At 73.1% G+C, this 24,770-nt stretch carries 15 protein-coding genes and 2 pseudogenes; 12 read left to right on the top strand and 5 right to left on the bottom strand.

Translation table 11 applies throughout. From position 1 onward, the window contains the following. The first annotated feature begins 1 nt into the window (after position 1). Positions 2–9,970, top strand: a complete 9,969-nt coding sequence (locus ACFVH0_RS15330) for an amino acid adenylation domain-containing protein (RefSeq protein ID WP_385820260.1) — start codon at positions 2–4, stop codon at positions 9,968–9,970. After that, positions 9,967–11,388 (top strand): MDR family MFS transporter, encoded by a 1,422-nt coding sequence (locus ACFVH0_RS15325; protein WP_385820258.1) that lies wholly within the window; start codon positions 9,967–9,969, stop codon positions 11,386–11,388. The genes ACFVH0_RS15330 and ACFVH0_RS15325 overlap by 4 nt, the downstream gene beginning before the upstream one ends. 29 nt (positions 11,389–11,417) lie before the next feature. Here the strand turns inward: ACFVH0_RS15325 and ACFVH0_RS15320 are convergent, their stop codons facing one another. Then, the gene (locus tag ACFVH0_RS15320; protein WP_385820256.1) at positions 11,418–12,206 is read right to left on the bottom strand and encodes a LysR family transcriptional regulator substrate-binding protein; all 789 of its coding nucleotides are present in this window, start codon (positions 12,204–12,206) and stop codon (positions 11,418–11,420) included. Between ACFVH0_RS15320 and ACFVH0_RS15315 the strand changes: the two genes are divergently transcribed. The 7 genes and pseudogenes from ACFVH0_RS15315 (at position 12,189) to ACFVH0_RS15285 (ending at position 17,569) form a co-directional block, all read left to right on the top strand. Then, entirely contained in the window at positions 12,189–12,755 is a 567-nt protein-coding gene (locus ACFVH0_RS15315; RefSeq protein WP_385820254.1) for a YciI family protein, read from the top strand. The two genes, ACFVH0_RS15320 and ACFVH0_RS15315, sit on opposite strands and share 18 nt — an antisense overlap. A gap of 80 nt (positions 12,756–12,835) precedes the next feature. Further along, positions 12,836–13,000 carry a hypothetical protein gene (locus ACFVH0_RS15310; protein WP_385820252.1) on the top strand — a complete coding sequence of 55 codons (165 nt, stop codon included), beginning with the start codon at positions 12,836–12,838 and terminating at the stop codon, positions 12,998–13,000. Beyond that, the gene (locus ACFVH0_RS15305; RefSeq protein ID WP_385820250.1) at positions 13,000–14,058 is read left to right on the top strand and encodes an NAD(P)/FAD-dependent oxidoreductase; all 1,059 of its coding nucleotides are present in this window, start codon (positions 13,000–13,002) and stop codon (positions 14,056–14,058) included. The genes ACFVH0_RS15310 and ACFVH0_RS15305 overlap by 1 nt, the downstream gene beginning before the upstream one ends. Before the next feature lie 64 nt (positions 14,059–14,122). Then, a pseudogene (locus ACFVH0_RS15300) lies at positions 14,123–14,664 on the top strand (GTP 3',8-cyclase MoaA); the annotation flags it as partial. Between the two features lies 1 nt (position 14,665). Then, entirely contained in the window at positions 14,666–15,217 is a 552-nt protein-coding gene (locus tag ACFVH0_RS15295; protein ID WP_385820248.1) for a molybdopterin-binding protein, read from the top strand. Between the two features lie 119 nt (positions 15,218–15,336). Further along, positions 15,337–15,582, top strand: coding sequence for a MoaD/ThiS family protein (locus tag ACFVH0_RS15290; protein ID WP_385820299.1), 246 nt, complete (start codon positions 15,337–15,339; stop codon positions 15,580–15,582). Positions 15,583–15,790: 208 nt separating this feature from the next. Further along, positions 15,791–17,569, top strand: coding sequence for an FUSC family protein (locus ACFVH0_RS15285; protein WP_385820246.1), 1,779 nt, complete (start codon positions 15,791–15,793; stop codon positions 17,567–17,569). Between the two features lie 69 nt (positions 17,570–17,638). Here the strand turns inward: ACFVH0_RS15285 and ACFVH0_RS15280 are convergent, their stop codons facing one another. Next, a complete protein-coding gene (locus ACFVH0_RS15280) occupies positions 17,639–19,951 on the bottom strand; it encodes an FdhF/YdeP family oxidoreductase (protein ID WP_385820244.1) in 2,313 nt (770 codons plus the stop codon). Positions 19,952–20,194: 243 nt separating this feature from the next. Between ACFVH0_RS15280 and ACFVH0_RS15275 the strand changes: the two genes are divergently transcribed. Next, the gene (locus ACFVH0_RS15275; protein ID WP_385820242.1) at positions 20,195–20,830 is read left to right on the top strand and encodes a DUF1345 domain-containing protein; all 636 of its coding nucleotides are present in this window, start codon (positions 20,195–20,197) and stop codon (positions 20,828–20,830) included. 4 nt (positions 20,831–20,834) lie between these two features. Here ACFVH0_RS15275 and ACFVH0_RS15270 read toward each other — a convergent pair whose 3' ends face one another. Next, positions 20,835–21,119 (bottom strand): hypothetical protein, encoded by a 285-nt coding sequence (locus tag ACFVH0_RS15270; RefSeq protein WP_385820240.1) that lies wholly within the window; start codon positions 21,117–21,119, stop codon positions 20,835–20,837. Between the two features lie 80 nt (positions 21,120–21,199). Between ACFVH0_RS15270 and ACFVH0_RS15265 the strand changes: the two genes are divergently transcribed. Then, complete coding sequence (locus tag ACFVH0_RS15265) at positions 21,200–23,251, top strand: DUF4157 domain-containing protein (protein ID WP_385820238.1); 2,052 nt, start codon at positions 21,200–21,202, stop codon at positions 23,249–23,251. A 24-nt stretch (positions 23,252–23,275) separates the two neighbouring features. Here ACFVH0_RS15265 and ACFVH0_RS15260 read toward each other — a convergent pair whose 3' ends face one another. Further along, positions 23,276–23,746 (bottom strand): GreA/GreB family elongation factor, encoded by a 471-nt coding sequence (locus tag ACFVH0_RS15260; RefSeq protein ID WP_385820236.1) that lies wholly within the window; start codon positions 23,744–23,746, stop codon positions 23,276–23,278. A 180-nt stretch (positions 23,747–23,926) separates the two neighbouring features. On the opposite strand from ACFVH0_RS15260, the gene ACFVH0_RS15255 reads away from it, so the two are divergent. Beyond that, positions 23,927–24,547 carry an L-threonylcarbamoyladenylate synthase gene (locus tag ACFVH0_RS15255; protein WP_266692419.1) on the top strand — a complete coding sequence of 207 codons (621 nt, stop codon included), beginning with the start codon at positions 23,927–23,929 and terminating at the stop codon, positions 24,545–24,547. On the opposite strand, the pseudogene ACFVH0_RS15250 reads toward ACFVH0_RS15255, so the two are convergent. Continuing rightward, a pseudogene (locus ACFVH0_RS15250) lies at positions 24,531–24,770 on the bottom strand (hypothetical protein); the annotation flags it as partial. The gene ACFVH0_RS15255 and the pseudogene ACFVH0_RS15250 overlap by 17 nt on opposite strands.

Below are 24,770 nucleotides of genomic sequence, written 5' to 3'. Positions count from 1 at the left end.
GTTGAGCACCGCAAGCGTCTCCTCCGACGGCCTGCTCGCCCTGACCAGCGCCCAGACGGGCATCTGGAACGCGCAGCGCCTCGAACCCGACTCGCCGTACTACCTGGTCGGCGACGTGGTGGAGATATCCGGCAGCGAGCCGGTCGACGTCGACGCGCTGGCGGAGGCGGTCCGGGCGACCACCGAAGAGGCCGAGACCCTGCGGCTGCGGGTGTACGACACCCCGGACGGGCCCCGCCAGACGGTGAGCACAGAGCCGGTCGAACCGCCCGAGGTGGTCGACGTCAGCGGCACGGCGGATCCCGCCGCCGCGGCCCAGGCACTCGTCGAGGCCGAGCGCGAGCGCGCCGCCGAGGCATGCCGGGGGATGGTCGACCGGGCGCTCTACGCACGTACCGTCATCAAGCTGTCCGACCACGAGGTCTGGTACACCCAGCTCGGCCACCATCTTGTCTTCGACGGCTACACCGCCTCGATGCTCGCCCGCCGCACCGCCGCCCGCTACACCGCACTGGTCTCCGGCACCGAACCGCCGCGGTCGGCCTTCGGCCGGTTCGCCGACCTCGTCGCCGCCGACCGGGCCTACCGGGACAGCGACCGGTGCGCCGAGGACCGAGCGTACTGGGTCGAGCGGTTCACCCCGCTGCCCGACCTCGGCGACCCCGGCACCGCCGCCGATTCGCCGGGCCGCACCCTGACCGCCCGCGCCGTCATCACCCCCGAGGAGACGGCCCGGCTGCGCGCCTTCGCCGACCAGATCGGTGTCACCTGGGGCGAGGCGCTGATCGCCGGCTACGCCGCCTTCCTGCACCGCATGCTGGGCCGCACCGACGTGGTGTTCGCACTGCCGCTGATGTGCCGGGCCGGCTCGACCGAACTGCGCACCCCCGCCATGGCCGTCAACGTACTGCCGCTGCGGGTGACCGTGCGCACCGGGGACGACCTCGTGGAGCTGAGCCGGCGGGTCGCCACCGCCATGCGCGAGATGCGCGACCACCAGCGCTACCGGGGCGAGGACCTGCCCCGGGACCTCGCGGCGCCCGGCGCGGGCGCGCTGCTGCACGGGCGCGGGATCAACCTCAAGGCGTTCGACCTGGCCCTCGACTTCGCCGGGGCCGGCGGTGTGATGCGCAATGTCGCGGGCGGCCCGCCTGAGGACATGGGCCTCAGCGTCCTGCCGACCCGTGACGGCGGACTGCTGCTCGGCTTCGAGGTCGACGCCCGGTCCAAGGACCAGACGGCCGTCGACCACCTGCTCTCCGGGCTGCGGGCACTGCTGTCCGGACTGACCGACGGCCTGCCCGTCGGGCGGATCGCCCTGACCGACGACGTGCAGCGGCTGCTCACCGACTGGTGCCCGCCCGCGCTGCCCGGAACCCCGGTGGACGTGCCTGCCGCCTTCGCCGCGATGGCCGCCGCCGGCCCCGGGCACACCGCCCTGGTCTGCGGCGAGGACCGGCTGTCCGCCGCCGAACTGGCGGACAGGGTGCACCGGTCGGCCCGCGCCCTGCGGGCCCGCGGGATCGGCGCCGACGACGTCGTGGCGCTGGCGCTGCCGCGCTCGGCCGACTCGGTGATCGCCCTGCTGGCCGTGCTGGACGCGGGCGCCGCGTTCCAGCCGCTGGACGCCGCGTACCCGCCCGAGCGGCTGCGTGAGCTGATCGACGACACCCGCCCCGCGCTCGTACTGACCGCCGGCGCGGTCGACGGACTGCCATGGACCACCCTGCTCGGCGAGGCCGCCGGGCTGTCCGGCGAACCCCTGACCACCGGCGAACTGGCCGCGCCCCGGCACCCCGAGCACCTCGCCTACGTCATCCACACCTCCGGTTCGACCGGCCGCCCCAAGGGCGTACTCGGACGGGTCGGCGGCCTGGCCGCGCTGCTGCACCACCAGCGGTCCACGGTCGTCGCGGAGGCCGAGCGGACCGCGGGCAGGCGGCTGCGCGCCGCACACACCTACTCCTTCGCCTTCGACTCCGCCCTCGACCACCTGGTGTGGCTGCTGTGCGGACACGAACTGCACGTCTACGACACCGAGACCGCCCGCGACGCCGACGCGCTGCTCGCCGTGTACGCCCGCGACGGCATCGACATCGTGGACACCACACCGTCGATGGCCTCTCCGCTGATCGACGGCGGCCTGCTGGAGCTGCGGCCCACCCTGCTGGTCCTCGGCGGGGAAGCCACCCCGCCCGCGCTGTGGCGGCGGGTCGCCGGATCGGGGATCACCGCGCGCAACATCTACGGACCGACCGAGGCGACCGTGGACAGCACCACCGCACGGATCGAGGGCGACGAGCCGACGATCGGCCACCCGCTCGCCGGCACCCGGATCTACCTGCTGGACAGCGCGCTGCAACCGGTGCCGCACGGCACGGCGGGCGAACTGTACCTGGCCGGGCCGCACTTGGCCCGCGGCTACCTCGGCAGGCCCGGGGCGACCGCGGAGCGCTTCGTCGCCGACCCGTTCGGCGCGCCGGGCGAGCGGATGTACCGCACCGGCGACCTGGCCCGCTGGGTGCCCGGCCGGGGCCTGGAGTACCGGGGCCGGGGCGACGGACAGGTCAAGATCCGCGGCCACCGGGTGGAGACCGGCGAGGTGGAGACGGCGCTCGCCGCCGTGCCCGGGGTCACCGCCGCGGCCGCCGCCGTGCGGTCGTCCCGACTGGTCGGTTACGTCGTGTCCGCCTCGGTCACCGGGGACGAGGCACGTGCCCACCTGGCCGAGCGGCTGCCCGAACACATGGTGCCCGCGGCGGTCGTGGTACTGGACCGGCTGCCGGTCACGCCCAACGGCAAGCTCGACCGCGCCGCCCTGCCCGCGCCCGCGCTGCACAGCGGCGGCCGGGAGCCGAGCACCGAGCGGGAGCGGCTGCTGTGCGCGGTCCTCGCGGAGGCGCTCGACGTCGAACGGGTCGGCGTGGACGACGACTTCTACGCGCTGGGCGGGGACAGCATCACCGCGATCACCGTCAGCAGCAGACTGCGGGCGGCGGGTCTCGGACTGCGGCCCCGGGACCTGCTGGCGCGCCGCAGCTTCGCCGCCCTGGCGGCCTCCGCCGAGCTGTTGGCACAGGCACCCGAACCGGTGGACGACCCGACCGGACCGGTGCCCGCCCCACCGATCGTGCGCGGACTGCTCGACCCGCACTCCGACGTGGACGTCGTCGCCGGATACGCGCAGTGGACCGCCCTGTACGTCGACGGACTCGGCCACGACGAACTGGTCACCGGCGTACAGGCCGTGCTCGACCACCACGACGCGCTGCGGCTGCGGGCCGGCGACGGGCTGGACGTACTGCCGCGCGGCCTCGTGCGGGCCGTCGTCGACGAGGTGCACGGCGACGGCGTGACCGCCCTGGCCCGGCGGCTGGCGGGCGAACTCGACCCGCGCTCCGGCGACCTGCTGCGCGCGGCCCTGCTCCGTACCGGCGACCACACACCGGACCGGCTGGTCGTCGTCGTGCACCACCTCGCCATGGACGGGGTGTCCTGGCGCGTCCTGCTGCCCGACCTGCACACCGCCTGCACGGGCGGCACGCTCGAACCCGTCGGGGCGTCCTGGCGGCGGCACGCCGTACTCCTCGCCGACCAGGGGAAATCCGGCGCGCGACGCGGCGAACTCGACCACTGGCGGACCGCGCTCGGCTCCGCGGCCCGGTTGGGCGCCAGACCGCTGGACCGGTCGCGCGACAAGGTGTCGACCGCCCACCTGTCGGTCACCGTGGCCTCGGCCGAGGCCACCGAGGCACTGCTGACCACCCTGCCTGCCGCGTACCGCGCCGGGGTCGACGAGGTGCTGCTGGCCGCGCTGGTGCTCGCCCTGCGGGGCTGGGGCCTGCGCGACGACGCGGTGACCGTGTCGATGGAGGGCCACGGCCGTGAACACCTCGATCTGGCCCGTACCGTCGGCTGGTTCACCAGCGAGTACCCGGTGCGTGTGCCCGCCTCCGACGACGTCGGGCGGACACTGCGGGCCGCCAAGGAGGCCCGGCGCGCCGTCCCCGACGGCGGCGTCGGCTACGGCGTGCTGCGCCACCTCGACCCGGCGGCCGGCCGCGAACTCGCGGCCACCCCGCCACCGGACGTGCTGCTCAACTACCTGGGCCGGTTCACCCCCCTGCCCGGAACGGGATGGCGCCTGCCGGAGCAGGACGCCTTCTCGGTGATCGAGCCCGGCGCCAAGGCCTTGGAACAGGTGCTGGCACTCAACTGCTTCATCCACGAGGAGGGCGCGCCCCGGCTCGCCGTCGAGTGGACCGCCGCGACCGGGGTGCTCGGCACCGAAGCCGTCGCCGCCCTCCAGCAGTCCTGGGCCGCGGCGCTGGACGCGCTGGCCGCGCACGCGCTCCACACCGAGGGCGGGCTCACCCCGTCGGACCTCCCGCTGGTCGGACTCGACCAGCGGGCCATCGACACCCTGGAACGCACCGGCCGCATCGCCGACGTACTGCCCGCCACCCCCCTCCAGATCGGGCTGTCCTTCCACACCCAGGTCCGCGACGACCACGACACCGACGTCTACGTCGTCCAGGCCGTGACCACCCTGGTCGGCGAGCTGGAGCCGGACCGGATGGCCGAGGCCGCGCGCGAACTGCTGCGCCGCCACCCCGCACTGCGGGTCCACCTGAGCACCGCCGGTGACACGGTGGTGCAGGTGATCCCCGCCGAAGTCGCCCTGGACTGGCGGGAGGACGACCGGTTCCCCGAAGCGGCCCGCGCCGATCTGGAGCGCCCGTTCGACCCGGCCCGGCCGCCGCTGATCCGCTTCCTGCTCTCCCGGGTCGGGCCCGCCGAGCACAAGCTGGTGATCACCAACCACCACGCCCTGCTCGACGGCTGGTCGATGCCGCTGGTCGGCCGGACCCTGCTCGCCGTCTACGCCGAACTGGGCGGCGGCCCCGCCGCGCCCGCCGCCCCGCCGCTGTCGGAGTACTTCCGGTGGCTGGCGGGCCGCGACCGGGAGGCATCGCTCGCCGCGTGGCGGGAGGCGCTGGCCGGCGTCGACGACGCGACCCGGCTGGCACCCGCGAGCACCGGCACCTCCGTCGAGCGGCCCGGGCGGGAGACCGTCGGTCTGGGCCGTGAGTTCAGTGACCGGCTGCGCGCGTTCGCCCGCGACCACGGCGTCACCCTGACAACGGTGTTCCAGACGGCCTGGGGACTGCTGCTGGGCAGGCTCACCGGCCGCCGCGACGTGGTGTTCGGCTGCCCGGTCTCCGGGCGGCCCGCCGAGGTCGACGGTGTGGAGTCGATGATCGGGCAGCTGGGCACCACCATCCCGGTGCGCGTACGGCACACCCAGGACGCGACCGCGCTGGACCTCATGGCACAGGTGCACGCCGAGAGCGTCGTACTGGCCGAGCACCACCACGTCGGCCTGCCCGAGATCCAGCGGGCGGCCGGCATCGGCGAACTGTTCGACACGATGCTGGTCATGGAGAACTTCCCGCTCTCCAGCCGGAAGCGCACCCCGCTCGCCCCCGGGCTCGACCTGGCAGGGGTGGACATCACCGACGCCACGCACTACGCGCTGACCGTCATAGTGATCCCGGACGAGGAGATCACCATCGGCCTCGGCCACCAGCCGCGCGCCCTCACCGGGGCGACCGTGCGCGACTACGGCCGCTGGCTGCACAACCTGCTGCGGGAGATCGTCGACGACCCGGCACGGCCCGCGATCCGGCTGCCCGCCCTCGACCCCGACGAGCGGGCGCGGATGCTGCGGACCGGCACCGCCGCCGTCCCCGCCGGGCAACGCGGCCACTGGCTCGACGAGTTCGCCGCCCAGGTGGACCGCAGGCCCGACGCCGAGGCCCTGGTCTGCCGGGAACGCAGCCTGAGCTACACGGAGCTGGACCGCGAGGCCAATCGCCTCGCCCATGCGCTGATCGCGCGCGGGGTACGCCCCCAGGACCCGGTGGCGGTCCTGCTCGGCCGCGACATCGAGATGACCGTGGCCCTGTTCGGCGTGGTCAAGGCGGGCGCGGTGTACGTGCCGATGGACGCGAGCTACCCGCAGGAGCGCCTCGCATACATGTTCGACGACATCGCACCGGCCGCCGTCGTGTCGACCGGCGCCGAACTGCCCGTCGAGCGTGAGATACCGGTCCTGCGCCTCGATGACCCGGCCACCCTCGCGTCCGTACCGGACACCGACCCGGCCGAGGCCCGTGCCGCGCTCACCGAGGACGCCCTCGCCTACGTCATCTACACCTCGGGAACCACCGGGCGTCCCAAGGGGGTCGGCGTCACCCACCGCGGCGTGCCCGATCTGATCGCACTGCAGGAGGAGGTCGTCGGGGTCACCGAGCGCGACCGGTACCTGCACTTCGCGTCGACCGGCTTCGACGTCGCGTTCTGGCAGACCATGGTGCCGCTGCTCTCCGGCGGTACGTCCGTGATCGCGCCCGAGGAGGTGCGCGTACCCGGCGACGAACTGCTCGACTACATCGTCGAGCACCGGGTGACCGGGGTGAACCTGCTCCCGTCGTTCCTGGCCGCGATGCCCGACGACCGCACCGTCGACCCCGATGTGTTCTTCGTCGTCGGAGCCGAACGGCTCGACCCCGAGCTGGCACGGCGCTGGGGCGAGGGCCGCAGGGCGCTGTTCAACGCCTACGGGCCGACCGAGGTCACCATCAACTCCACGACCTGGCACTACGACCCGGACGACGAGGGACCGCTGCCGATCGGCCGCCCCGACCCCAACGTCCGCGCCTACGTCCTCGACGGCGGGCTCCAGCCGGTCGGCGTCGGCGTCACCGGCGAGCTGTACCTCGCCGGGCCGAGCCTGGCCCGCGGCTACCTCGGCCGCCCCGCTCTGACCGCCGGCACCTTCGTGGCCGACCCGTTCGGCCCGTCGGGCGAGCGGATGTACCGCACGGGCGACCTGGTGCGGTGGCGGCCGGACGGACAGCTGGTGTTCCTCGGCCGTGCCGACCACCAGGTCAAGGTCCGCGGCTTCCGGGTCGAGCTGGGCGAGATCGAGTCCACACTGACCGGCCACCCCGAGGTGCGCGCCTGCGCCGTGATCATGCGCGAGGGCAGGCTCGTCGGCTACGTCATCCCGACCGACGGCGCCCACCCGGACACCGCGCGACTGCGCGAGTACCTGGCCGGCGAACTGCCCGACCACATGGTGCCCACGGCACTCGTGCCGATCGACCGGCTGCCGCTGAGCCCCAGCGGCAAGCTCGACTCCGCCGCGCTGCCGGCCCCCGAGACCGTCGCCGCCGCACGGCGCGAACCCGCCACCGAGGCCGAGGCATTGCTGCTCGATGTGTTCCGGGACGTCCTGGGCACCGACGGGATCGGCCCCGACGACGACTTCTTCGCCATCGGCGGGGACAGCATCGTGTCGCTGCAAGTGGTGTCGCGGGCCCGCCGCCGCGGGCTCGGCCTGAGCGCGCGGGACGTGTTCGAGGGAGCGACCGTGGCCGGGATCGCGGCGCGGGCCCGCGCGCTCGACGCCGACGAGGCACCGGCCGTCGGGGACGCGCCGCTGACTCCGATCATGCGGGACCTGCTGCGCCGGGCGGGGGCCGCCGCGGACGGCTTCTGCCAGTGGGTGGAGATCTGCGTCCCGCCGGGCGGCGACGCCAGGACCTGGCGGGCGGTGCTCGACGCGCTGCTCGCCCGGCACGACGTACTGCGAGCCCACCTGGCCGGGGACGCGCTGCGCATCCCGCCGGCCGGCACGGTGACCGGCACCGAGGTACTGACATGCGTACGGGCCCCGGACGACCTGCGGGCCCCGGTGGACGCCGCGATCGCCGACGCCCAGGACGCGATGGATCCGCGTACCGGTCCGCTGCTGCGCGCGGTGTGGGTGGACGCCGGACCGGACCGGCCGGGCCGGCTCGTCCTGATCGCCCACCATCTGATCGTCGACGGGGTGTCCTGGCGCGTCCTGCTGGACGACCTGGAGCACGCGTACTCCGGTGGTTCGCTGACCCGGCACGGGCAGTCCTTCCTCGGCTGGGCGCGTTCGCTGCGCGAAGCCGACCGGCGGACCGAACTGCCGCACTGGCGGCGGATGAACGCCACCCCGGCACCGGCCACCCGCCCGCTCGACCCCGCCCGGGACACCGTGGCCACCGCCACGCACCACGAGATCCGGCTCGACGCCGACTCGACCCGCGCCCTGATCACGACCCTGCCGGCCGCCTACCGCACCACACCGGACGCCGTGCTGCTGACGGCACTCGCCAGGGCGGTACGGGACTGGCGCGGGACCTCCGAGGTGCTGGTCGCGCTGGAGAGCCACGGCCGCCCGCGCCAGGTCGACCTCTCCCAGACCGTCGGCTGGTTCACCGCCGTGCACCCCGTCCGGCTCGAAGCGGACGACGATGTGCGGGCGGTCGCGGACCGGCTTCGGGCACAGGGCGACGGCCTCGGCCACGCCATCCTCACCTCGGCGGGGCTCCTGGACCCGGTGGCACCGGAGATCGCCTGGAACTACCTCGGCCGCTACCCCGGCGCCCCGGACCGGGAGACGCCCTGGCAGACACCCCCGGACGCCGACCCGCTCGGCTCGGGCGGCTCCGACGCGATGCCCCTGCCGTACGGCCTGATGGTCAACGCCCTGGTACGCGACGACCTGCTCGGGGTCCGGATCACCCGGCCGTCCGCGCTGTACACCGCCGCCGAGGCCGAGGACCTGGCCGAGAAGCTGCGGGCCGCGCTGCTGCGGGTCGCCGCCGCACCGGAGATCGGGGCGCTCGACCACGACCGCCCGGTCGCCGACGTACAACCGCTCACCCCGTTGCAGGAGGTGATGCTGCGGCACTCGCGCACCGAGCTCCCCGACCCGTACACCGTGCAGTCGGCGTTCACCCTCGCCGGCCCGCTCGACATCGGCGCCCTGCGCGCCGCGGGCGCCGACCTGCTGGCCCGTCACCCGAACCTGGGCGCCGTGTTCCCCGCCGATCTGGCGGTGATCCCCGCCTCGTCCCGGCCGGAGTTCCGCGTGGTCGACGGGGAAGCCGATGAGGCGCTGGCGGCCGACCTCGCCGAACCGTTCGACCTCGCCCGGGGCCCGCTCCTGCGCCTGACCGTGATCCGGCGCGGACCCGAACGCGCCGACCTGGTCCTGACCAGCCATCATGTGCTCTCCGACGGGTGGTCGGCGCCGCGCATCCTCACCGAACTGTTCGCGCTCCACACGGCGAGGGTCCGCGGCGAGGACCCCGGCCTGCCCGCCCCCGTGCCGTTCGCCGACTACCTGAACTGGTACGCCGACCACGAGCCGGACCTCGGCGCCTGGGCGGCGGAACTGGACGGCCTGCCCGAGGGCGACTACCTGGGCACCGGCGAACCCGGCCCGGCCTGGCAGGAACCCGAGGTCATCGAGTTCGACGCGGCACTGGTGGCCGAGCTCACCGGCCTCGCCGCCCGGCGCGGCCTGACCCGGAACACCCTGGTGCAGGGCGCCTGGGCGGTGCTGCTCGCGCGGCGGTCCGGGCATACGGACGTCTGCTTCGGCGCCATGGTCTCCTGCCGTCCCCCGGAGCTCGAAGGTGTGGAGGAGATCATCGGGCTGCTGGCCAACACCGTCCCCGTACGGGCACGGCTCGACGGCACGCTCGCCGAGACGCTCACCGACCTGCAGTCCAGGCAGCGGTCACTGGTCGACCACCACCACGTGGCTCTGTCCGACCTGGAGCGGCTGACCGGGCGGCGCAGGCTCTTCGACAGCCTGGTGGTGTTCGAGAACTACCCGGTCGACCCGGACCGCCTCCGTGAACCCGCCCCCGGGCTCACGGTCCTCGCGACCCGCTTCCGCGAGGCCACCCACCACCCGGTGACCCTGACCGTCATGCCGGACGGGGACGGCTGGACCGGCGTGCTCGCCCACCGGGCCGGAGCGGCCGTCGACGGGCTCGCCGAGGAACTGCTCGACCTGCTCCGCTCCCTGGACAAGCACCTGGACGACGACGTGCTGGATCTCCTGGAGGGCCGATGAGCGGGGACACCGCACCGAAGGACGGGACCGTCCACCCGCCGGACCGGCGGGTGGACGGACAACTGCTGCGGATCGCGTTCATCCTGGTGCTCGGCACCTTCATGGCGACGCTGGACGCCACGATCGTCAGCGTCGGCATCGACAGCCTGAGCGAGGAGTTCGACGCCTCCGTCGCCGGGATCCAGTGGGTGACCACCGCCTACCTGCTGGCCGTCGTCGCCGCCGTGCCCGCGTCCGGCTGGCTGGCCGACCGGTTCGGCGGCCGGCGGACCTGGCTCGCCGCCGTGGGGGTGTTCCTGCTCGGCTCGGTGCTGTGCGCGACGGCCTGGTCGGTGACCAGCCTGGTCGTGTTCCGGGCCATCCAGGGCCTCGGCGGTGGGCTGCTGCCGGCGACCGGGCAGGCGCTGCTGGCCCGTGTCGCAGGACCCGCCCGCACCGGGCGGGTGATCAGCGTCGTCGCGGTCGTCCCGCTGCTGTCACCGGTGCTCGGGCCACTCGTCGGCGGCTCGATCCTCGGCGTGGCCCCATGGCCCTGGCTGTTCCTGGTCAACCTGCCGATCGGAGCGGTCGCGGCCCTGCTCGCCCGCCGCCATGTGCCCGCGGTGCCGCCGTCGACGCGGCGGACGGCGTTCGATCTGCGCGGCGCCCTGCTGCTCTCGCCCGGCCTGGCCGTGCTGGTGTTCGGGCTGACCGAGGTCGCCCATCACCGCACCGTCCCGGCCGTGATCGGGGTGTCCGCGGGGCTGGCGATGCTGGCCGGATTCACCCTGCACGGGCTGCGGACCCGCCGCACACCGTTGGTCGACCCCCGGCTGTTCGCCCGGCCACCCTTCGGAGCAGCCGCCGTCGCCCTGCTCGTACTGGGCGCGTCGGTCTTCGGGACGACGTTCCTGCTGCCGCTGTACTTCCAGACCGGCCGCGGAATGTCGGCATGGCAGGCCGGGCTGCTGCTCGCCCCCCAGGGGCTGGGCGCGGCGGCCGGGTCGGTACTGGTCAACCGGACCATCGACAAGGTCGCGCCGCGGACCCTGGTCGTCACCGGCGTCGTGCTGATCCTCGCCGGAACGGTGCCGTTCACCCGGCTCGGCCACGGGCTCCCGGACCTCGCGATCGTCTCGGCGCTGGTGGTACGCGGCTTCGGGATGGCCATGGTCGGCGCGCCCGTGATGAACATCGTCTACAGCCGCATCGAGCCCGCGCAGCTCCCGCGCGCCTCGGGAGCGCTCAACCTGCTCAACACGGTGGGCGGTTCGGTCGGCACCGCCGCCCTCGCCGTGGTCCTGCAGAGCCGGCTGTCCGCCCGCGGCCCGGACATCTCCGCGGCGTTCGGCGACACCTTCTGGTGGGTGCTCGGTTTCTGCCTGGTCGCCGCGGCCGGGGCCACACGGCTGCCCCGGACCGAGGGCAGGAAGCCATGAGCCCCGAGCAGTTGCTTTCCGGTTGACCGCTACTGGGATCCGGGGGCTGCGGGAAGGTGCTCCAGAGCGGCGGCCACATCGGTGCGGCGGGCGACCTCCGTGAGCGCGCGGGCCATGACGGAGCCCGGCTCCCGGGCGGTGGTCACCAGACCGACCTGGACCGTCCGGGCGGGCTCGGTCATCGGCACCGCCCGCATCCCGTGCGGCCCCCCGAAGACATGGAGCCAGGTGTGCGGCACGATGCCGGCCCACCGGCCCGTCCTGTCATGGGCGAAGAGCGCCGCCACGGAATCCGTTTCCACCCGGGGCGACGGCCGCACCCCGGCCTCGGCGAACAGTTCGTCCCGCACCCGGCGCCCCTGCATGGCCTCGGTCAGCAGACAGAGCGGCAGCCGCGAGGCCTCCGCCCAGGTCGCGGTCGTCCGGTGGGCGAGGCTGTCGGCGGCGTCGGTCAGCAGTACGTACCGCTCCTCGTACAGCGGGACCGACTGGAAGGCGTCGGAGAGACCCTTGCGCAGATATGTGATCCCGGCGTCGATCTCGAAGTTCTGCAACTGCCGGAGGATCTCCTCCGACCGCAGGTCCGCCATCACCTCCACTGTGACCAGGGGATGCGCCGCACAGAACGGGCCGGTCAGCTGGGCGACGGCGCCGGACGAGGTCGGCACCGAGCCGATCCGCATCCGGCCGCTCAGCTCAGTGCGCAGCGCGCCGACCTCGCTCCGGAGCGCGTGCCGGGCGCCGGGCGGGCGTCGATGGCTGCTGAGCCCCCATCCCGGGCGTTCCGGTACCGTCTCGGCATGCCGTTCTACGTTCATGCGCAGGACAAGCCGGGCGTCGCCGACCAACTGCTGGAGTTCGCCGAGGAGCACTGGTCCTACATGGACCGGTTCGACGGCCGGTTGATACTCCGCGGCCCCACCCTGTCCGACGACGGCGAAGAGCACACGGGCAGCGTCCACATCGTCAACCTCGCCGACCGCGCAGCCGCGGAGCGGTTCGCGACTCAGGAGCCGTACTGGAAGGCCGGCCTCTACCGGGAGTTCACAGCCGTCCCGGCGGTGGTGCTGCTGAGCCGCGAGCCGGCGGCGGATGCCCCGTACACGCTCGTCACCGCCCAGTGGCCCCCGCATGCCCGCACCCCGGGCGACGCCGAGCAGCGGCTGCTGGGGGCGGAACCGGACGGCCGACTGAGCTTCGTGGCCGTCCTGGTCGATGACGACCAGGAGAGCACGACGGGCATGGTCGCGGCCGTGCGAGCGCTCCCGGACGAGGCGCAGAGCCTGGTCCAGGGGCTGGCGGACCGGATCGCCGACGGCCCCACGCCCCTCACGGCCCAGCGCTGGCAGCGCGGCGGACGCAACTGAGGGTCCGTGGTGAAAGCGGATCTCGGTCCCCGCGTCGAACGCTCTGTCCGCGCCACCCAGGTAGTGAGGAGAGAGGCTTCATGACCATCCCCGCGGCCGTCGACGGCCAAGTCGGTATGGCCCGGCTCCACGGTGAGCCGGCGCTCGTTGCCGCCTGCCCTGTGCCCCTCGGCCACACCGTCGCCCTTGCCGCCTGCCCGCCGGCGGCCCGCCTCACCCGCACCTGGCGGGAGGCCCGTCGGTGATGCGCGTCGCCGTGGTCGGCTCGGGCGTGCTGGGAGCGGCGGTGGCGGACGAGCTCGTGCGCCGCGGCCTGTCCGTCGTGGTCTGCACGGCGGAGAAGTCCCGGCCACCCGTCACGGATGTGGCGTTCGGCTGGCTCAACTCGCACGGGTCGGCGGCGGAGCCGCCGTCGGGCGCACGCGACCGGGGCGAGCTCGCCCGGTCGCTCGGCGTGCTGCGCGATGTCACGGCGACGCCGCCGTTGCGCGGCGTCATCACCTGGAACGGCGCCGTGAGCTGGGCATCGACCGCCGCCGGGACGGATCGATTCGCCGTGCGATCGGGCCCCGGCGTCGCGACCGTCGAGGCGGAGGCTCTGCGGCAGATCCTTCCCGGCCTGTCGGCACCGCCACCGGTCGTCGCGTACGCGAGTGACGAGGGCATGGTCGAGCCGGACGCCCTGCGGCACGGGTTCCTCGCCCGCGCGCGGGCCGGCGGGGCCACCGTCTTCGCCGCTCGGGTGGATCGCATCCGGGCGCGGCGGGCGGGCGGCTACGAGCTGCGGGGCGGCGGAGAGGCACTCGTCGTCGACCGGATCGTGCTCGCCTGCGGGACGGGCCTGCCCACCCTCGCGGAGCAGCTCGGCGAGCACATCGAAGTGCCCGGTGTCCCGGCCGCGCGCTTCACCTTCTCCGCGCCGGAACTACGTCTGGACCGGGTGGTGTCCACGCCGGATTTCGAGATCCGGCCGTCCGACCGGCACGGCTTCGTCGGCGCTGAGGACGTGGTCCCGGGCGAGCCGGAGGCGGCGACCCGGTCGCGGGTGCGTGAGTCCCTGGGCGCGGTGAGGGAGGCGTTCGGACTGCCGCGGGAACCGGTGCTGGGGGACCTGGCCGTAGGGGTCCGCCCGATACCGGCGGGCGACGGCGTGCTCTGCGCACCGCTGGCGAGTGCTCCGGGGGTCGTCGCACTGGCTGCGCACCCCGGGGTGACTCTCGCGGCCCTGCTGGCGCTGCGCGCGGCCGAACAACTCGCAAACCCCGAGCAGCGGTTCGTCATCCCGGGAAACCGCCCGGTATGAGGACCGTCCCGCGCAGCGGGAGGAGCCCCGGTCGCAGGGCGTGGCCGACGGCCCTGTCCACGGCGACGTGCTCGACGGACTGCGCGCCGCGTGTGCCGCCGGCCTCGCCCCGGTCAAGGTCGACGCGGTGCCGGTACGCGGCGTCGACGACGACGAGATCGCCGATCTGGCCGCCTTCGCCGTCGAGCAAGGCCACCGGATGCGGTTCATCGAGTCGATGCCACTGGACGCGCAGGGCGCCTGGGACCGGGCCGGATGGTCACCGCCGAGGAGATCCTGGGCCACCTCTCCGAACGCTTCGAGCTGGTCCCGGCCGGGCGGCGGGGCAACGCGCCCGCCGAGGAGTGGCGGATCGCCGGTACGGACACGGTGATGGGGGTCATCGCCAGTGTCACCCGCCCGTTCTGCGGCAGCTGTGACCGGGTCCGGCTCACCGCGGACGGGCAGTTGCGCAACTGCCTCTTCGCCACCGAGGAGTCCGATCCACGGGCCCTTGTCCGCGGCGGCGCCGACGATGCGGCCCTGGAGGCGGCCCGGCGGACCTCCGTCGCGCGGAAAGGGCCCGGTCACGCCACCAACGGCCCGGAGTTCCGGCGCCCGGAGCAACGTGACCGGACGCCGCATGGTGTCGGACGACTCCGGACCGCTGGGGGCAGCCGTACGCGACTCCCGTGCCGATGTCGTCGTGACCACCGGCAGCACCGCCGCCGGACCGGTGGACTTCCTGCGCGACGTCCTCCGCGAGGTGGGCGCCGGGCCGCTGGTCGACTCGGTCGCCGTACGTCCGGGCCACCCCATGCTGCTCGCCGAGCTGCCACCGGCGGCCGACGGCCGCAGCCGCCGACTGGCCGGCCTGCCCGGCAACCGCCCGGCAGCCGTGGCCGGAGCGGTGACCCTGGCCGTACCGCTGCTGCGACGCCTCGGCGGACACACGGACGCGGAGCCGTCGCGCACGGCCGTCGCCGAGGCAGTGCCCGGGCACCCGCGGGACACCCGACTGCTGCCGGTGCGCCGCACGGGGCACCGGGTCGTGCCGCTCCCGATCGACGGACCGGCGATGCTGTGCGGGCTGGCCTGCGCCGACGGACTCGCGGTGGTTCCGCCCGGCGGCGTGCCCGCCACAACCCACGTCGGGGTTCTGGAGATCAGCGGACCGTGACCGCACACCCGGGAACCACGAGCGTCTGCCCGAGGAAGCGATCGGACACAGCCATGGAGACACCGCAGTCACCGCCCACACCTCAGACACGACCAACACCACCGACACCGGCCGGCACCATCCGCTACTGGGCAGCGGCGAAGGCGGCGGCCGGCACGGAGCAGGAACCCTGCCGGGCGAGCACGCTCGCGGAGGCGATGGAACAGGCCCGGGCCCGCCACGCCGGCCGGCCGCGCTTCGCCCAGGTGCTCGGACACTGCTCGTTCCTGGTGGACGGCTACCAGGCCGGCGACCGGGACCACGCCGCCGTGCCCCTGCGCGAAGGGGCCACGGTCGAGGTACTGCCCCCGTTCGCGGGCGGCTGACGCCCCGCGCGACACCGGACCCGCCCCACGCCCGCCCCTCCCCGAGGACCTGAACCATGACGCTCGCCCCGGACACCTCCGTCCACCACTCCTGCGCCCCCGGATGCGCGCGCAGACGGACGCACCGACGGACGCACGCATGGACGCGTGGGCGGATGCACGGATCAATGACCCGGCCGGGCGCAGGAGCAGGTGGTATACACCGCGTATGCCCCGTTCGCGTATTCCGTTCCCCGTGGTGACCGGGGGCGGAGTGCGGCGTTCGGCGGCCCGTCTGGGGCGCGCGCTCTCCCCGCGCGGCGCGCTCGCCCTGCACACCGTGGACGGTGCCCTCTCCTTCGCCCTGCGTGCCGCGCTGGCCATGGCGCTGCCGGCGCTGCCGATGGCACTCGCCGGGCGGGCCGACCAGGCCGTCTACGCCATGCTGGGCTCCTTCACCACCACGTTCGGCCGCAATCTGCCCTACGCACGCCGGGCCCGGGTCCTCGCCCTGGTCGCGGTGGCCATGACCGCGTGTGTGGGCTGCGGTTCGGCGCTTGCCGCGTGGGCCCATCCACGGGATGGGGGAGCGGGCGCCGCGGTGGTGGTCGTGGCCATGGCCGTGGTGGCCGGAGCCGCGAAGCTCGCCTGTGACGCGGCACGTCTGAGCGGGCTGGGCGCCGTGCTGCTGCTCTTCTCCTTCGCCGTGTCGGCCAACGGTTCCCCGACCCCCGCCGACGTCCTTCCGCGGACCGCGCTGGCCGCATCGGGGGCGGCCGTTGCCTGGACGCTGGCCGTGGCGGGCTGGTTCGTGCACCCGGACCGCCCGCAGCGCCTCGCCGTCGCCGCGGCACTCCGCGAACTCGCCGAGCTGCGCGGGGCGGCCGACGCCGGGTACGGCGGTGGCCCCGGCAGACACCGGGCGACCGCCGCCGTGCTCCAGGCGTACCGGACGCTCGGCGTGCTGCCTCCGACGGCCGCCGAGCGGGGCGTCCGGGGTGGCACCTGCCTGCGCCTCACCGACTTCTCCTGGTCGCTGCTCATCGGCTCCGCCCGCCGGCCTCCCGACGTACCCGCCGGACTGGAGCGCCATCTGCGCCGCCAGGTCCGGCTGCTGGTGAGCCGTCGCCGCGATCCGTACCTGCTGCCCGAACTGTCGCTCCCGCCCGTCACCCCCAGGGCCGGGCCGGTCCCCGTGGCCGGCCCCGAGCCCGCTTCGGCCGATCCCGCCACCCGGCGCGCCGCGGAGCTGCGCGCCGCGGAACTGGTGACGGGGCGGCACCACGGGCGCCAGGGCCACAGATCGGTCCTGTACGTGCCCGCCCTGCGGATGACCCTCGGCACCGGTCTGGCGGGATCGACGGGCCTTCTGCTGGGCCTCGGCCACGGCTACTGGGCGGCGATCTCGGCCGCCGCGGTTCTGCACTCGATCAACGTCCGTACGGCGGCCCAGCGGGCGGTGCAGCGCACCCTGGGCACGGTCGCCGGACTGCTGCTCGCACTCGGCGTGCTGGCACTGCGCCCCGATCCGCTGGTGCTCGTCCTGGTCATCGTGCTGCTGGAGTTCCTGCTGGAATACGTGGTGGCCCGCAACTACGGCCTCGGCGTCGTCTTCCTCACCCCGCTGGCGCTGCTGCTGGCCGACCTGGCCGCGCCCTCGCCGGCCGGGGCCCTGGTCCTGGACCGGGCGCTGGGCAGCGTCCTCGGGATCGTCATCGCGCTGGGCTGTGCGCTGCTGGTGGTCCACGACCACGCGGCGGTTCGGGCGGAACGCGCGCTCGCCGCGTGCACGCAGGCGGCCGAGCATGCGGAGCACACCCTGGACCACCGTGTGGAGCCGTCGTTCCCGGTCGTCCAGACGCATCTGGCGGCAGCGGTGGTGGAACTGCGCGAGGCCGATGACGCCGCGGCGGGCGAACTCTGGCCGGCCGAGATCGACCCCACCGAACTCGCCGCCGCGGAACAGCGGGCCTACCTGCTCCTGGAGCGGTTCGGCCGGTGGCGGTGACGGCGCTGTGACGTGGTGACGCTGTGACGTGGTGAAGCGGTCCCCGGCGAGGACCGCTTCACCACCCGCTCAGGCCGCGGGGTCGATCGTGACCTTGACGTGTTTCATGATCGGCTGGTCGCTCTGGGTGCTGTAGTCACCGAGCGCGCACAGCACGTTCATCTCCGGCATGTAGCCGGCCGCGCACCCCCGGGGGATGTCGTAGGGGATGGCGAGGTAGCCGGTGACGGAACGCCGACTGCCGTCCCCGGCGGTGCTGGTGATGTCGACGGGACCGAGATCGGCGATGCCGCGTTCACGCATGTCGGCCCGGTTCATGAACACGAGCGTGCGCAGGTTCTTGATGCCGCGGTAGCGGTCGTTGTCGGAGTAGATCGTGGTGTTCCACTGGTCGTGGGACCGCATGGTGCCCAGCGCCAGTGTGCCGGGGGCGGGCACGACGTCGGGCAGTGCGGCGGCGGAGAACTCGGCGCGTCCGGACGGGGTCAGGAAGACCAGTTCACGGGCCGGCTGCTTGATCCGGAAGCCGAGCGGAAGGCGCACCCGGCGGTTGAAGTCCTCGAAGCCGTCGAGGACCCGGGCCATGGTGTCGCGGATCCGGTCGTAGTCCTCGATGTACCAGTGCCAGGGCGTCCTGCTGTCCGGCAGCGCCGCGTGGGCCATGCCGGCGACGATGGCCGGCTCGGACAGCAGGTGCGGGGAGGCGGGGCGCTTCATGCCGATGGACAGGTGGACCATGCTCATCGAGTCCTCGACGGACGTGCTCTGGACGCCCTTGCGCTGATGGTCCTTCTCGGTACGGCCCAGACACGGCAGGATCAGCGCCCGGCGGCCGTGGACGAGGTGGCTGCGGTTGAGCTTGGTGCTCACCTGGACGGTGAGTTCGCAGGTGCGCAGCGCCGCGTAGGTGGCCGGGGTGTCGGGCGCCGCGAGCGCGAAGTTGCCGCCCATGCCGATGAACACCTTCACATCGCCGCGCTGCATCGCCTTGATCGTGTCGACGGTGTCCAGGCCGTGCTCACGTGGCGGCCGGATCTCGCAGACCTCGGCGAGACGGTCCAGGAACTCGTCGGAGGGGCGGTGATCGATGCCGCAGGTGCGGTTGCCCTGTACGTTGCTGTGCCCGCGTACGGGGGAGGGGCCCGCGCCCTCCCGCCCCAGATTGCCGCGGAGCAGCAGCAGGTTGACGATCTCCCGGACGGTGTCGACCCCGTGTTCGTGCTGGGTGAGCCCCAGGCACCAGCTGACGATGGACCGGTCGGCCTCGCCGTACACCCGCGCCGCCTTGAGGATGTCGGCGCGGCTCAGCCCGGACTGGGTCTCGATCTCCTCCCACGGTGTGGCCTCGCACAGCGCCCGGTACTCCTCGAAGCCCGCGGTGTGCCGGTCGATGAACTCCCGGTCCAGCGCCTTGGGATCGGACTCGGACTGCTCCAGGATCGACTTGGCCATGCCACGCAGCAGAGCCATGTCACCGCCGATGCGCGGTTGCAGATTGAGGGTGCTGGTCCGGGTCGTCCTGAAGAGCGCCATGTCCGTGAAGTCATGGGGGACGATGGTGCGGGTGGCCGCCGCCTCGACGAGCGGATTGATGTGCACGATCTGGGCGCCGCGGTGGTACGCCTCGGCGAGGGCGGTGAGCATCCGGGGCGCGTTGGAGGCGGCGTTGACCCCCATGATGAACAGCGCGTCGGCGCTCTCCCAGTCCTTGAGGTCGACGGTGCCTTTTCCGGTGCCCAGGGACGCCTGGAGGGCGCGGCCGCTGGCCTCGTGACACATGTTGGAGCAGTCCGGCAGGTTGTTCGTGCCCAGCTCACGGGCCATCAACTGGTAGAGGAACGTGGCCTCGTTGCCGAGCCGGCCGGAGGTGTAGAACGCGGCCCGGTTCGGGTCGTCCAGCCCGCGCAGGGTGCTGCCGACCAGCTCGAACGCGTCCTTCCAGCTGATCGGGACGTAGTGGTCCGACTCGGGGTCGTAGACCATCGGCTCGGTCAGCCGGCCCTGGTTCTCCAGGTCGTAGTCGCTCCACCCGGACAGCTCGGTCACCGAGTGGCCGGCGAAGAACTCGCGCCCGACCCGTTTGCGGGTCATCTCCCAGGTGACGTGCTTGATCCCGTTCTCGCAGATGTCCAGGTGCAGGCCCTTGGTGTCGTCCGGCCACGCGCACCCGGGACAGTCGAACCCGGTGTTCTCATGGTTCATCCGCATGATGGCCCGCGGACCGTCGACGAGAGCACCCTCGCGCACCAGGAAACCGGTCACGCTCTTCGCCGCGCCCCAGCCCGCCGCGGGGTGGTGGTAGGGGTGGAACTCCGGATCTCCCTCGGGTGCGGGGCCGACCGCGGGCTCCAGTGGCTGCTGCTCGTCCTGGTTGGTGCTCAAGGCCTTCAACCCTTCCACCGTTCGGGCACGGGTGAAAAACGATCCTTTTCGGGCAGGCTATGCAGCCCGATCGGCACCCGCCACTCGGCTCCCGGTGCCCGGTGTGTCCGCAGGGCACGACCGGGCTGCACCGCGATGCCCGCGCGGTTAGCCTGGGGCGCAGCCCGCCCCGTTCACCGAGGGCGGCATTCCGGCCGGGCACGGTGATCCACCGGGCCATCGAGGTGGTCACCCTTGACGTCCATGAACCGTCTGCCGAAGCTCTCCGCCGTTCCCCGGCTCGTCGCCTCGGTGGTCGTCGGTGCGGTGATCGGTGCGGTCACCGGCGTACTGGCCAACGGGCCGCTGGGCATCCTCGCCGGGATCGCGGCGGCGGAGACGATCTTCGTCGTGGCGGGCTGGATCGCGCTGTGGCCCATGGACGCGGACACCACCCACCGCAACGTCCGGCGCGAGGAGTTCCGGCCGGTCCTCGAAGAGCTGGTCGTCGTGGCGGCCGCCGTGTGCGGACTGTTCGGCATTGTGGTGATGCTGCTCGTCGGCCAGTCGGACCTGGGCCACGCCGCGGCCGCGACGGCACTGTGCGGCGTGTTCATGGCCTGGGCGTCGCTCCACCTGATGTACGCCACCCGCTACGCGTACCTCTACTACCTCCCCTCCGAGGGCGGGATCGACTTCAATTCGCAGGACCGGCCGAAGTACGTCGACTTCCTCTACTTCAGCTACAACCTCGGGATGACGTACCAGGTCTCCGACACCGACGTCTCCAGTTCCACGATCCGCGCGATCGCCCTCCGGCACTGCCTGCTGTCGTACGTGTTCGGCGCCAGCATCCTGGCCACCACCATCAACCTCGTCACCGGGATCGTCACCGGCTGATTCCTCACGGCTTCGCGGGGGCGAAGGACAGCATGCGGGCCTCGTGCTCGCTGCCGGAGCCGTTCACACCCGACGGAGTGACGACGATCCGGCCGTTCACGCAGGCCGGGTTCCCGGCGAACATCCTGGATTCCGTGGACCTGGCCGGTGCGGGGTGCCGCATCACCGTCTTCTCCGTGTCCACGCCGCCCGGACCGATGCGGAGGACACCGTCCGGCCGCGAGGGCGGGGCCCCGGCGGGCCGGAACCCTCTCGCGGCGGTCCACGGGTCCTCCACGGCACGTGACACGAACGCGTCGCCATGACGACGGACCGGCCCCTATGCTCGGCAAGGACCGGAAGGCGGCCATGGACAGGGAAAGCAGCGGCATGACACACGCGCACCGCCACAACACCCCTCGGAGCACGGAGAAGTCGGCCGTTACGCCCGTCATCACCGCGGTCCGCACCACGCCGAGCACCCGGACCGAGGCACCGCCCACCGGACTGGCGGCACTCCAGGCCGGTCCGGGCAACGCGATGGTCGTCCGGATGCTCCGTGCGGCCGGTCACCCCTGGGCCCAGGAGCCGCCCGCGTACACCGCCGAGGACGACCACCGGCATGCCGAGCAGCCGCAGCAGTCCGAACGGCCGAGCCGGCCTCGGCCACCCGGTACGCCCCGAAGCCCCGTACGACCCGCGGTGCAGCGGTCCACCGTCCACGACGTGCTGCGCACCTCGGGCCGGGCGCTGGACGAGGAGACCCGCACCGACATGGAGGCCCGCCTCGGCGCGGACTTCTCCGACGTCCGCATCCACACCGACGCCGCGGCAAGGGCCTCCGCCGCCGAAGTCGGCGCCCACGCCTACACCAGCGGCAACCACATCGTGATCGGCACCGGCGGCGGCGACCGCCATACCCTCGCCCACGAACTCACCCATGTCATCCAGCAACGCCACGGCCCCGTAGCCGGCACCGACCGGGGGGACGGCCTCAAGGTCAGCGACCCGTCCGACCGCTTCGAGCGCGAGGCCGAGGCGAGTGCCACGTACGCCATGGGTCTCGGTACCACCCCGGCGGCACGGATCCAACGGACGGCCGGGCGTTCGGCTCCCCGGTCCGCGACGGCGGCGGGGCCCGCGGCAGTACAGCGGACAGCGACGCTCACTGCCCTCAACGCGTCAGCGAGCACCGGGGCGTTCGGGCAGGACCAGGCGGAGGAGGGCGGTGTCGGGACGGTGGCGCTCGTCCCCGCCGTGCTCAGCGACGACCTGGACCTCTTCGCGATCGCCGACACATACAACACGGGATTCGACGAGGACACCTCGCCGGTGGACAGCTTCGCCCTGGTGATCGGGGTGAACTGCTGGCGCGCCCCGGGGACCGACCCGGAAACCCTGCTGAGGAACAAGATCAGCAATTTCACGGGCCGTTGGGACAACACCCGGTTCCGGGTCGAGATCATCGGATTCACCTGGGCCGACCACCGCGTCACCTCCGCCGCGGGCATCAACCAGGCCACCATCCCCTACGGCGAGATAAGGGACCGGATCCAGCGCGACCCCAAGGTGGCCGAACTGGTCGAGGGGCTGAAGAACCGGGGCAGGGAACACGTCTACCTGCACATCGGCGACTCCGACACCCAGTCGTTCGCCACGGCGGCGGGACCGCTCTTCTCCGCGGCCGCCACGGCCCTCGGCACGGGTGAGACGGACCTCTTCAGCGGCGGCTACACGGCTCCCGGGAGCATCAAGGACACCGACGACGGCATCCTGATCTGGCACGCCGGCCAGGTGGACCTGGCCGTCCGGGACGCCATGGCCGAGGTGGACCCGAGTGCCGTCTACTACCCCGAGCCGAACACCTTCGTGAAGGTGAAGACGGATTGGGACATGCACGAGCTGGAGGACGGCATCTCCTTCGGAACCGGCAAGCTGGAGGGCAAGCAGCTGGTGGAGTCGCTGCGTTCCACGCGCTCGGACGTGACGCAGGGCTTCGACTCCCGTTACGCGATCACCACCGACATGAGCCGGGTCGGCGAGAGCGTGGGCGGACACGAGCGCGGTGCGGCCGTCACCGAAGCCACCCTCAAGAAGCTCTTCGACCTCGCCCAGAGCCACGCCAGGAAGCAGGAGTGGCGGGACCGCGTCGCCGCGGCGTACGGACTGGCCCCCGGTCAGAAACTGGCCCTGGCCGACCTCGTCTACGGGAAGGTGACCGACGTGGGCGTGCTCGGGAAGCTGGCCGCCATGAACCTCGGCGCCGACGACCCCAAGTACGCCAGCGGCCTCAAGAAGAAGATCAAGGAGACCGCGGAACTGGCGGGCCTCGGCGATCAGGTGGTGGACATGGCGGTCCGAAGCAGGATCACACTGCTCCATGCCATGACCCAGGCCTGGCGGGCACTGTCCGAGCGGTCTTCGAATCGAACCAACCGCTAGGGTCCTCCGGTTCCGCCGAGGAACCTAGGCGCTCTCGTCGCCCACCGACACCACGACAGCGGTCGTACGTCCCCCGGGCGCGTCATAGGTGACGGTCTCGCCGGCGCGACGGCCGAGCAGCGCGCTGCCGAGCGGGCTGTCCGCGGTGACCAGCGTCAGGTCCAGTGCCTCGGGGAACTCGCTGATCCGGATGGTCGTCTCCGTGGCGTCCGCGAACCGCACCTTCACCGTGCTGCCCACGCCGACCGTGTCGGTCGAGGGCGGCCCCGCGACGTCCGCCTCGCGGAGCCGGCCGTCGATCTCGGCGATACGGGTGTCCAGATGGTCGAGATCCGTGCCGCGCTGCAACTCGTCCGCCTCGTCCGCCCGGTCGCCCACCTGCTCCCCGCCGCGCAGCGTGGCGGCGACGGTGGCGCGCTCGGTGCGCAGGTCGGCGAGCTCCTGTTCCAGGGCCCTGCGGGCGGCAGCGCTCATGGGTTCGGGTCCACCGTTCATTCCTGCTCCCGTCGCGCGGGCGGCACGGTCCAGCACCGCAGGTCATAAGTGACATTCGTAAGATATCAGGCATATCCACACGCTGTGGAGGTGAGCCGGGAGCGGCCCGCCACTCACCCGATACGGCGGTGTCCGCCTCCAAGCGAGGGACGGATACCGGACAGCCCTTAGACTCCGCGAATGGCGAAGTACTTCGACGTGCACCCCGAGAATCCTCAGCGGCGCACCATCAGCAGCGTTGCCGACAGCATCCGGTCCGGGGCGCTCGTCGCGTATCCGACGGACTCCTGCTACGCACTGGGATGCCAACTCGGCAGCCGTGACGGGATCGGCCGGATCCGCTCGATCCGGAACCTCGACGACCGTCACCACTTCACGCTCGTCTGCCAGAACTTCGCCCAGCTGGGTCAGTTCGTGCAGGTCGACAACGATGTGTTCCGTGCGATCAAGGCGGCGACGCCCGGCAGTTACACCTTCATCCTTCCCGCGACGAAAGAGGTGCCGCGCCAGCTGCTGCACCCGAAGAAGAAGACGGTCGGAGTCCGGATCCCCGACCATGTGGTCACTCAGGCGCTGCTCGCCGAACTCGGGGAGCCGCTCCTCTCCAGCACCCTGCTGCTGCCCGACGAGGACGAGCCGATGACGCAGGGCTGGGAGATCAAGGAACGCCTCGACCACGTGGTGGACGCCGTGGTCGACTCGGGTGACTGCGGCACCGAGCCGACCACGGTCATCGACTTCTCCGGCGGCGAACCCGAGATCGTCCGCCGGGGCGCCGGTGACGTCACGCGGTTCGAGTAGCCGCCACGGCCGTACGCCGCACCGGCTCCGCGGACGCCCCGTCGAAGCGCTCCGGGACCAGGCGCGCCACATCGGGGTGTGCACCGAGCGGCGCCGAGACGAAACAGCCCCCGGCCTCCAGGGCGCGGCGGGCGAAGTGACCGGGGGCCATCAGGCGGCGGGGCCCCCGCCCCCCCCGGGTGGCCCGCCCCCGGTGGTGACGCACCGCCACCCCCCGGGGAGG

The sequence above is a fragment of the Streptomyces sp. NPDC127117 genome (genome assembly GCF_042677325.1).
In the GTDB taxonomy this organism is placed as follows: Bacteria; Actinomycetota; Actinomycetes; order Streptomycetales; family Streptomycetaceae; genus Streptomyces.
Note: the sequence above shows the minus strand (reverse complement) of the source record. Positions and strands in the feature narration are given on the sequence as shown.

Excerpts from the sequence above, each read along its gene's own strand:
- ACFVH0_RS15325 (WP_385820258.1), top strand. The coding sequence starts at position 9,967 with ATGAGCGGGGACACCGCACCGAAGGACGGGACCGTCCACCCGCCGGAC.
- ACFVH0_RS15315 (WP_385820254.1), top strand. The coding sequence starts at position 12,189 with ATGCCGTTCTACGTTCATGCGCAGGACAAGCCGGGCGTCGCCGACCAA.
- ACFVH0_RS15320 (WP_385820256.1), bottom strand. The coding sequence starts at position 12,206 with ATGAACGTAGAACGGCATGCCGAGACGGTACCGGAACGCCCGGGATGG.
- ACFVH0_RS15310 (WP_385820252.1), top strand. The coding sequence starts at position 12,836 with ATGACCATCCCCGCGGCCGTCGACGGCCAAGTCGGTATGGCCCGGCTC.
- ACFVH0_RS15305 (WP_385820250.1), top strand. The coding sequence starts at position 13,000 with ATGCGCGTCGCCGTGGTCGGCTCGGGCGTGCTGGGAGCGGCGGTGGCG.
- ACFVH0_RS15285 (WP_385820246.1), top strand. The coding sequence starts at position 15,791 with ATGCCCCGTTCGCGTATTCCGTTCCCCGTGGTGACCGGGGGCGGAGTG.
- ACFVH0_RS15275 (WP_385820242.1), top strand. The coding sequence starts at position 20,195 with ATGAACCGTCTGCCGAAGCTCTCCGCCGTTCCCCGGCTCGTCGCCTCG.
- ACFVH0_RS15265 (WP_385820238.1), top strand. The coding sequence starts at position 21,200 with ATGACACACGCGCACCGCCACAACACCCCTCGGAGCACGGAGAAGTCG.
- ACFVH0_RS15260 (WP_385820236.1), bottom strand. The coding sequence starts at position 23,746 with ATGAACGGTGGACCCGAACCCATGAGCGCTGCCGCCCGCAGGGCCCTG.
- ACFVH0_RS15255 (WP_266692419.1), top strand. The coding sequence starts at position 23,927 with ATGGCGAAGTACTTCGACGTGCACCCCGAGAATCCTCAGCGGCGCACC.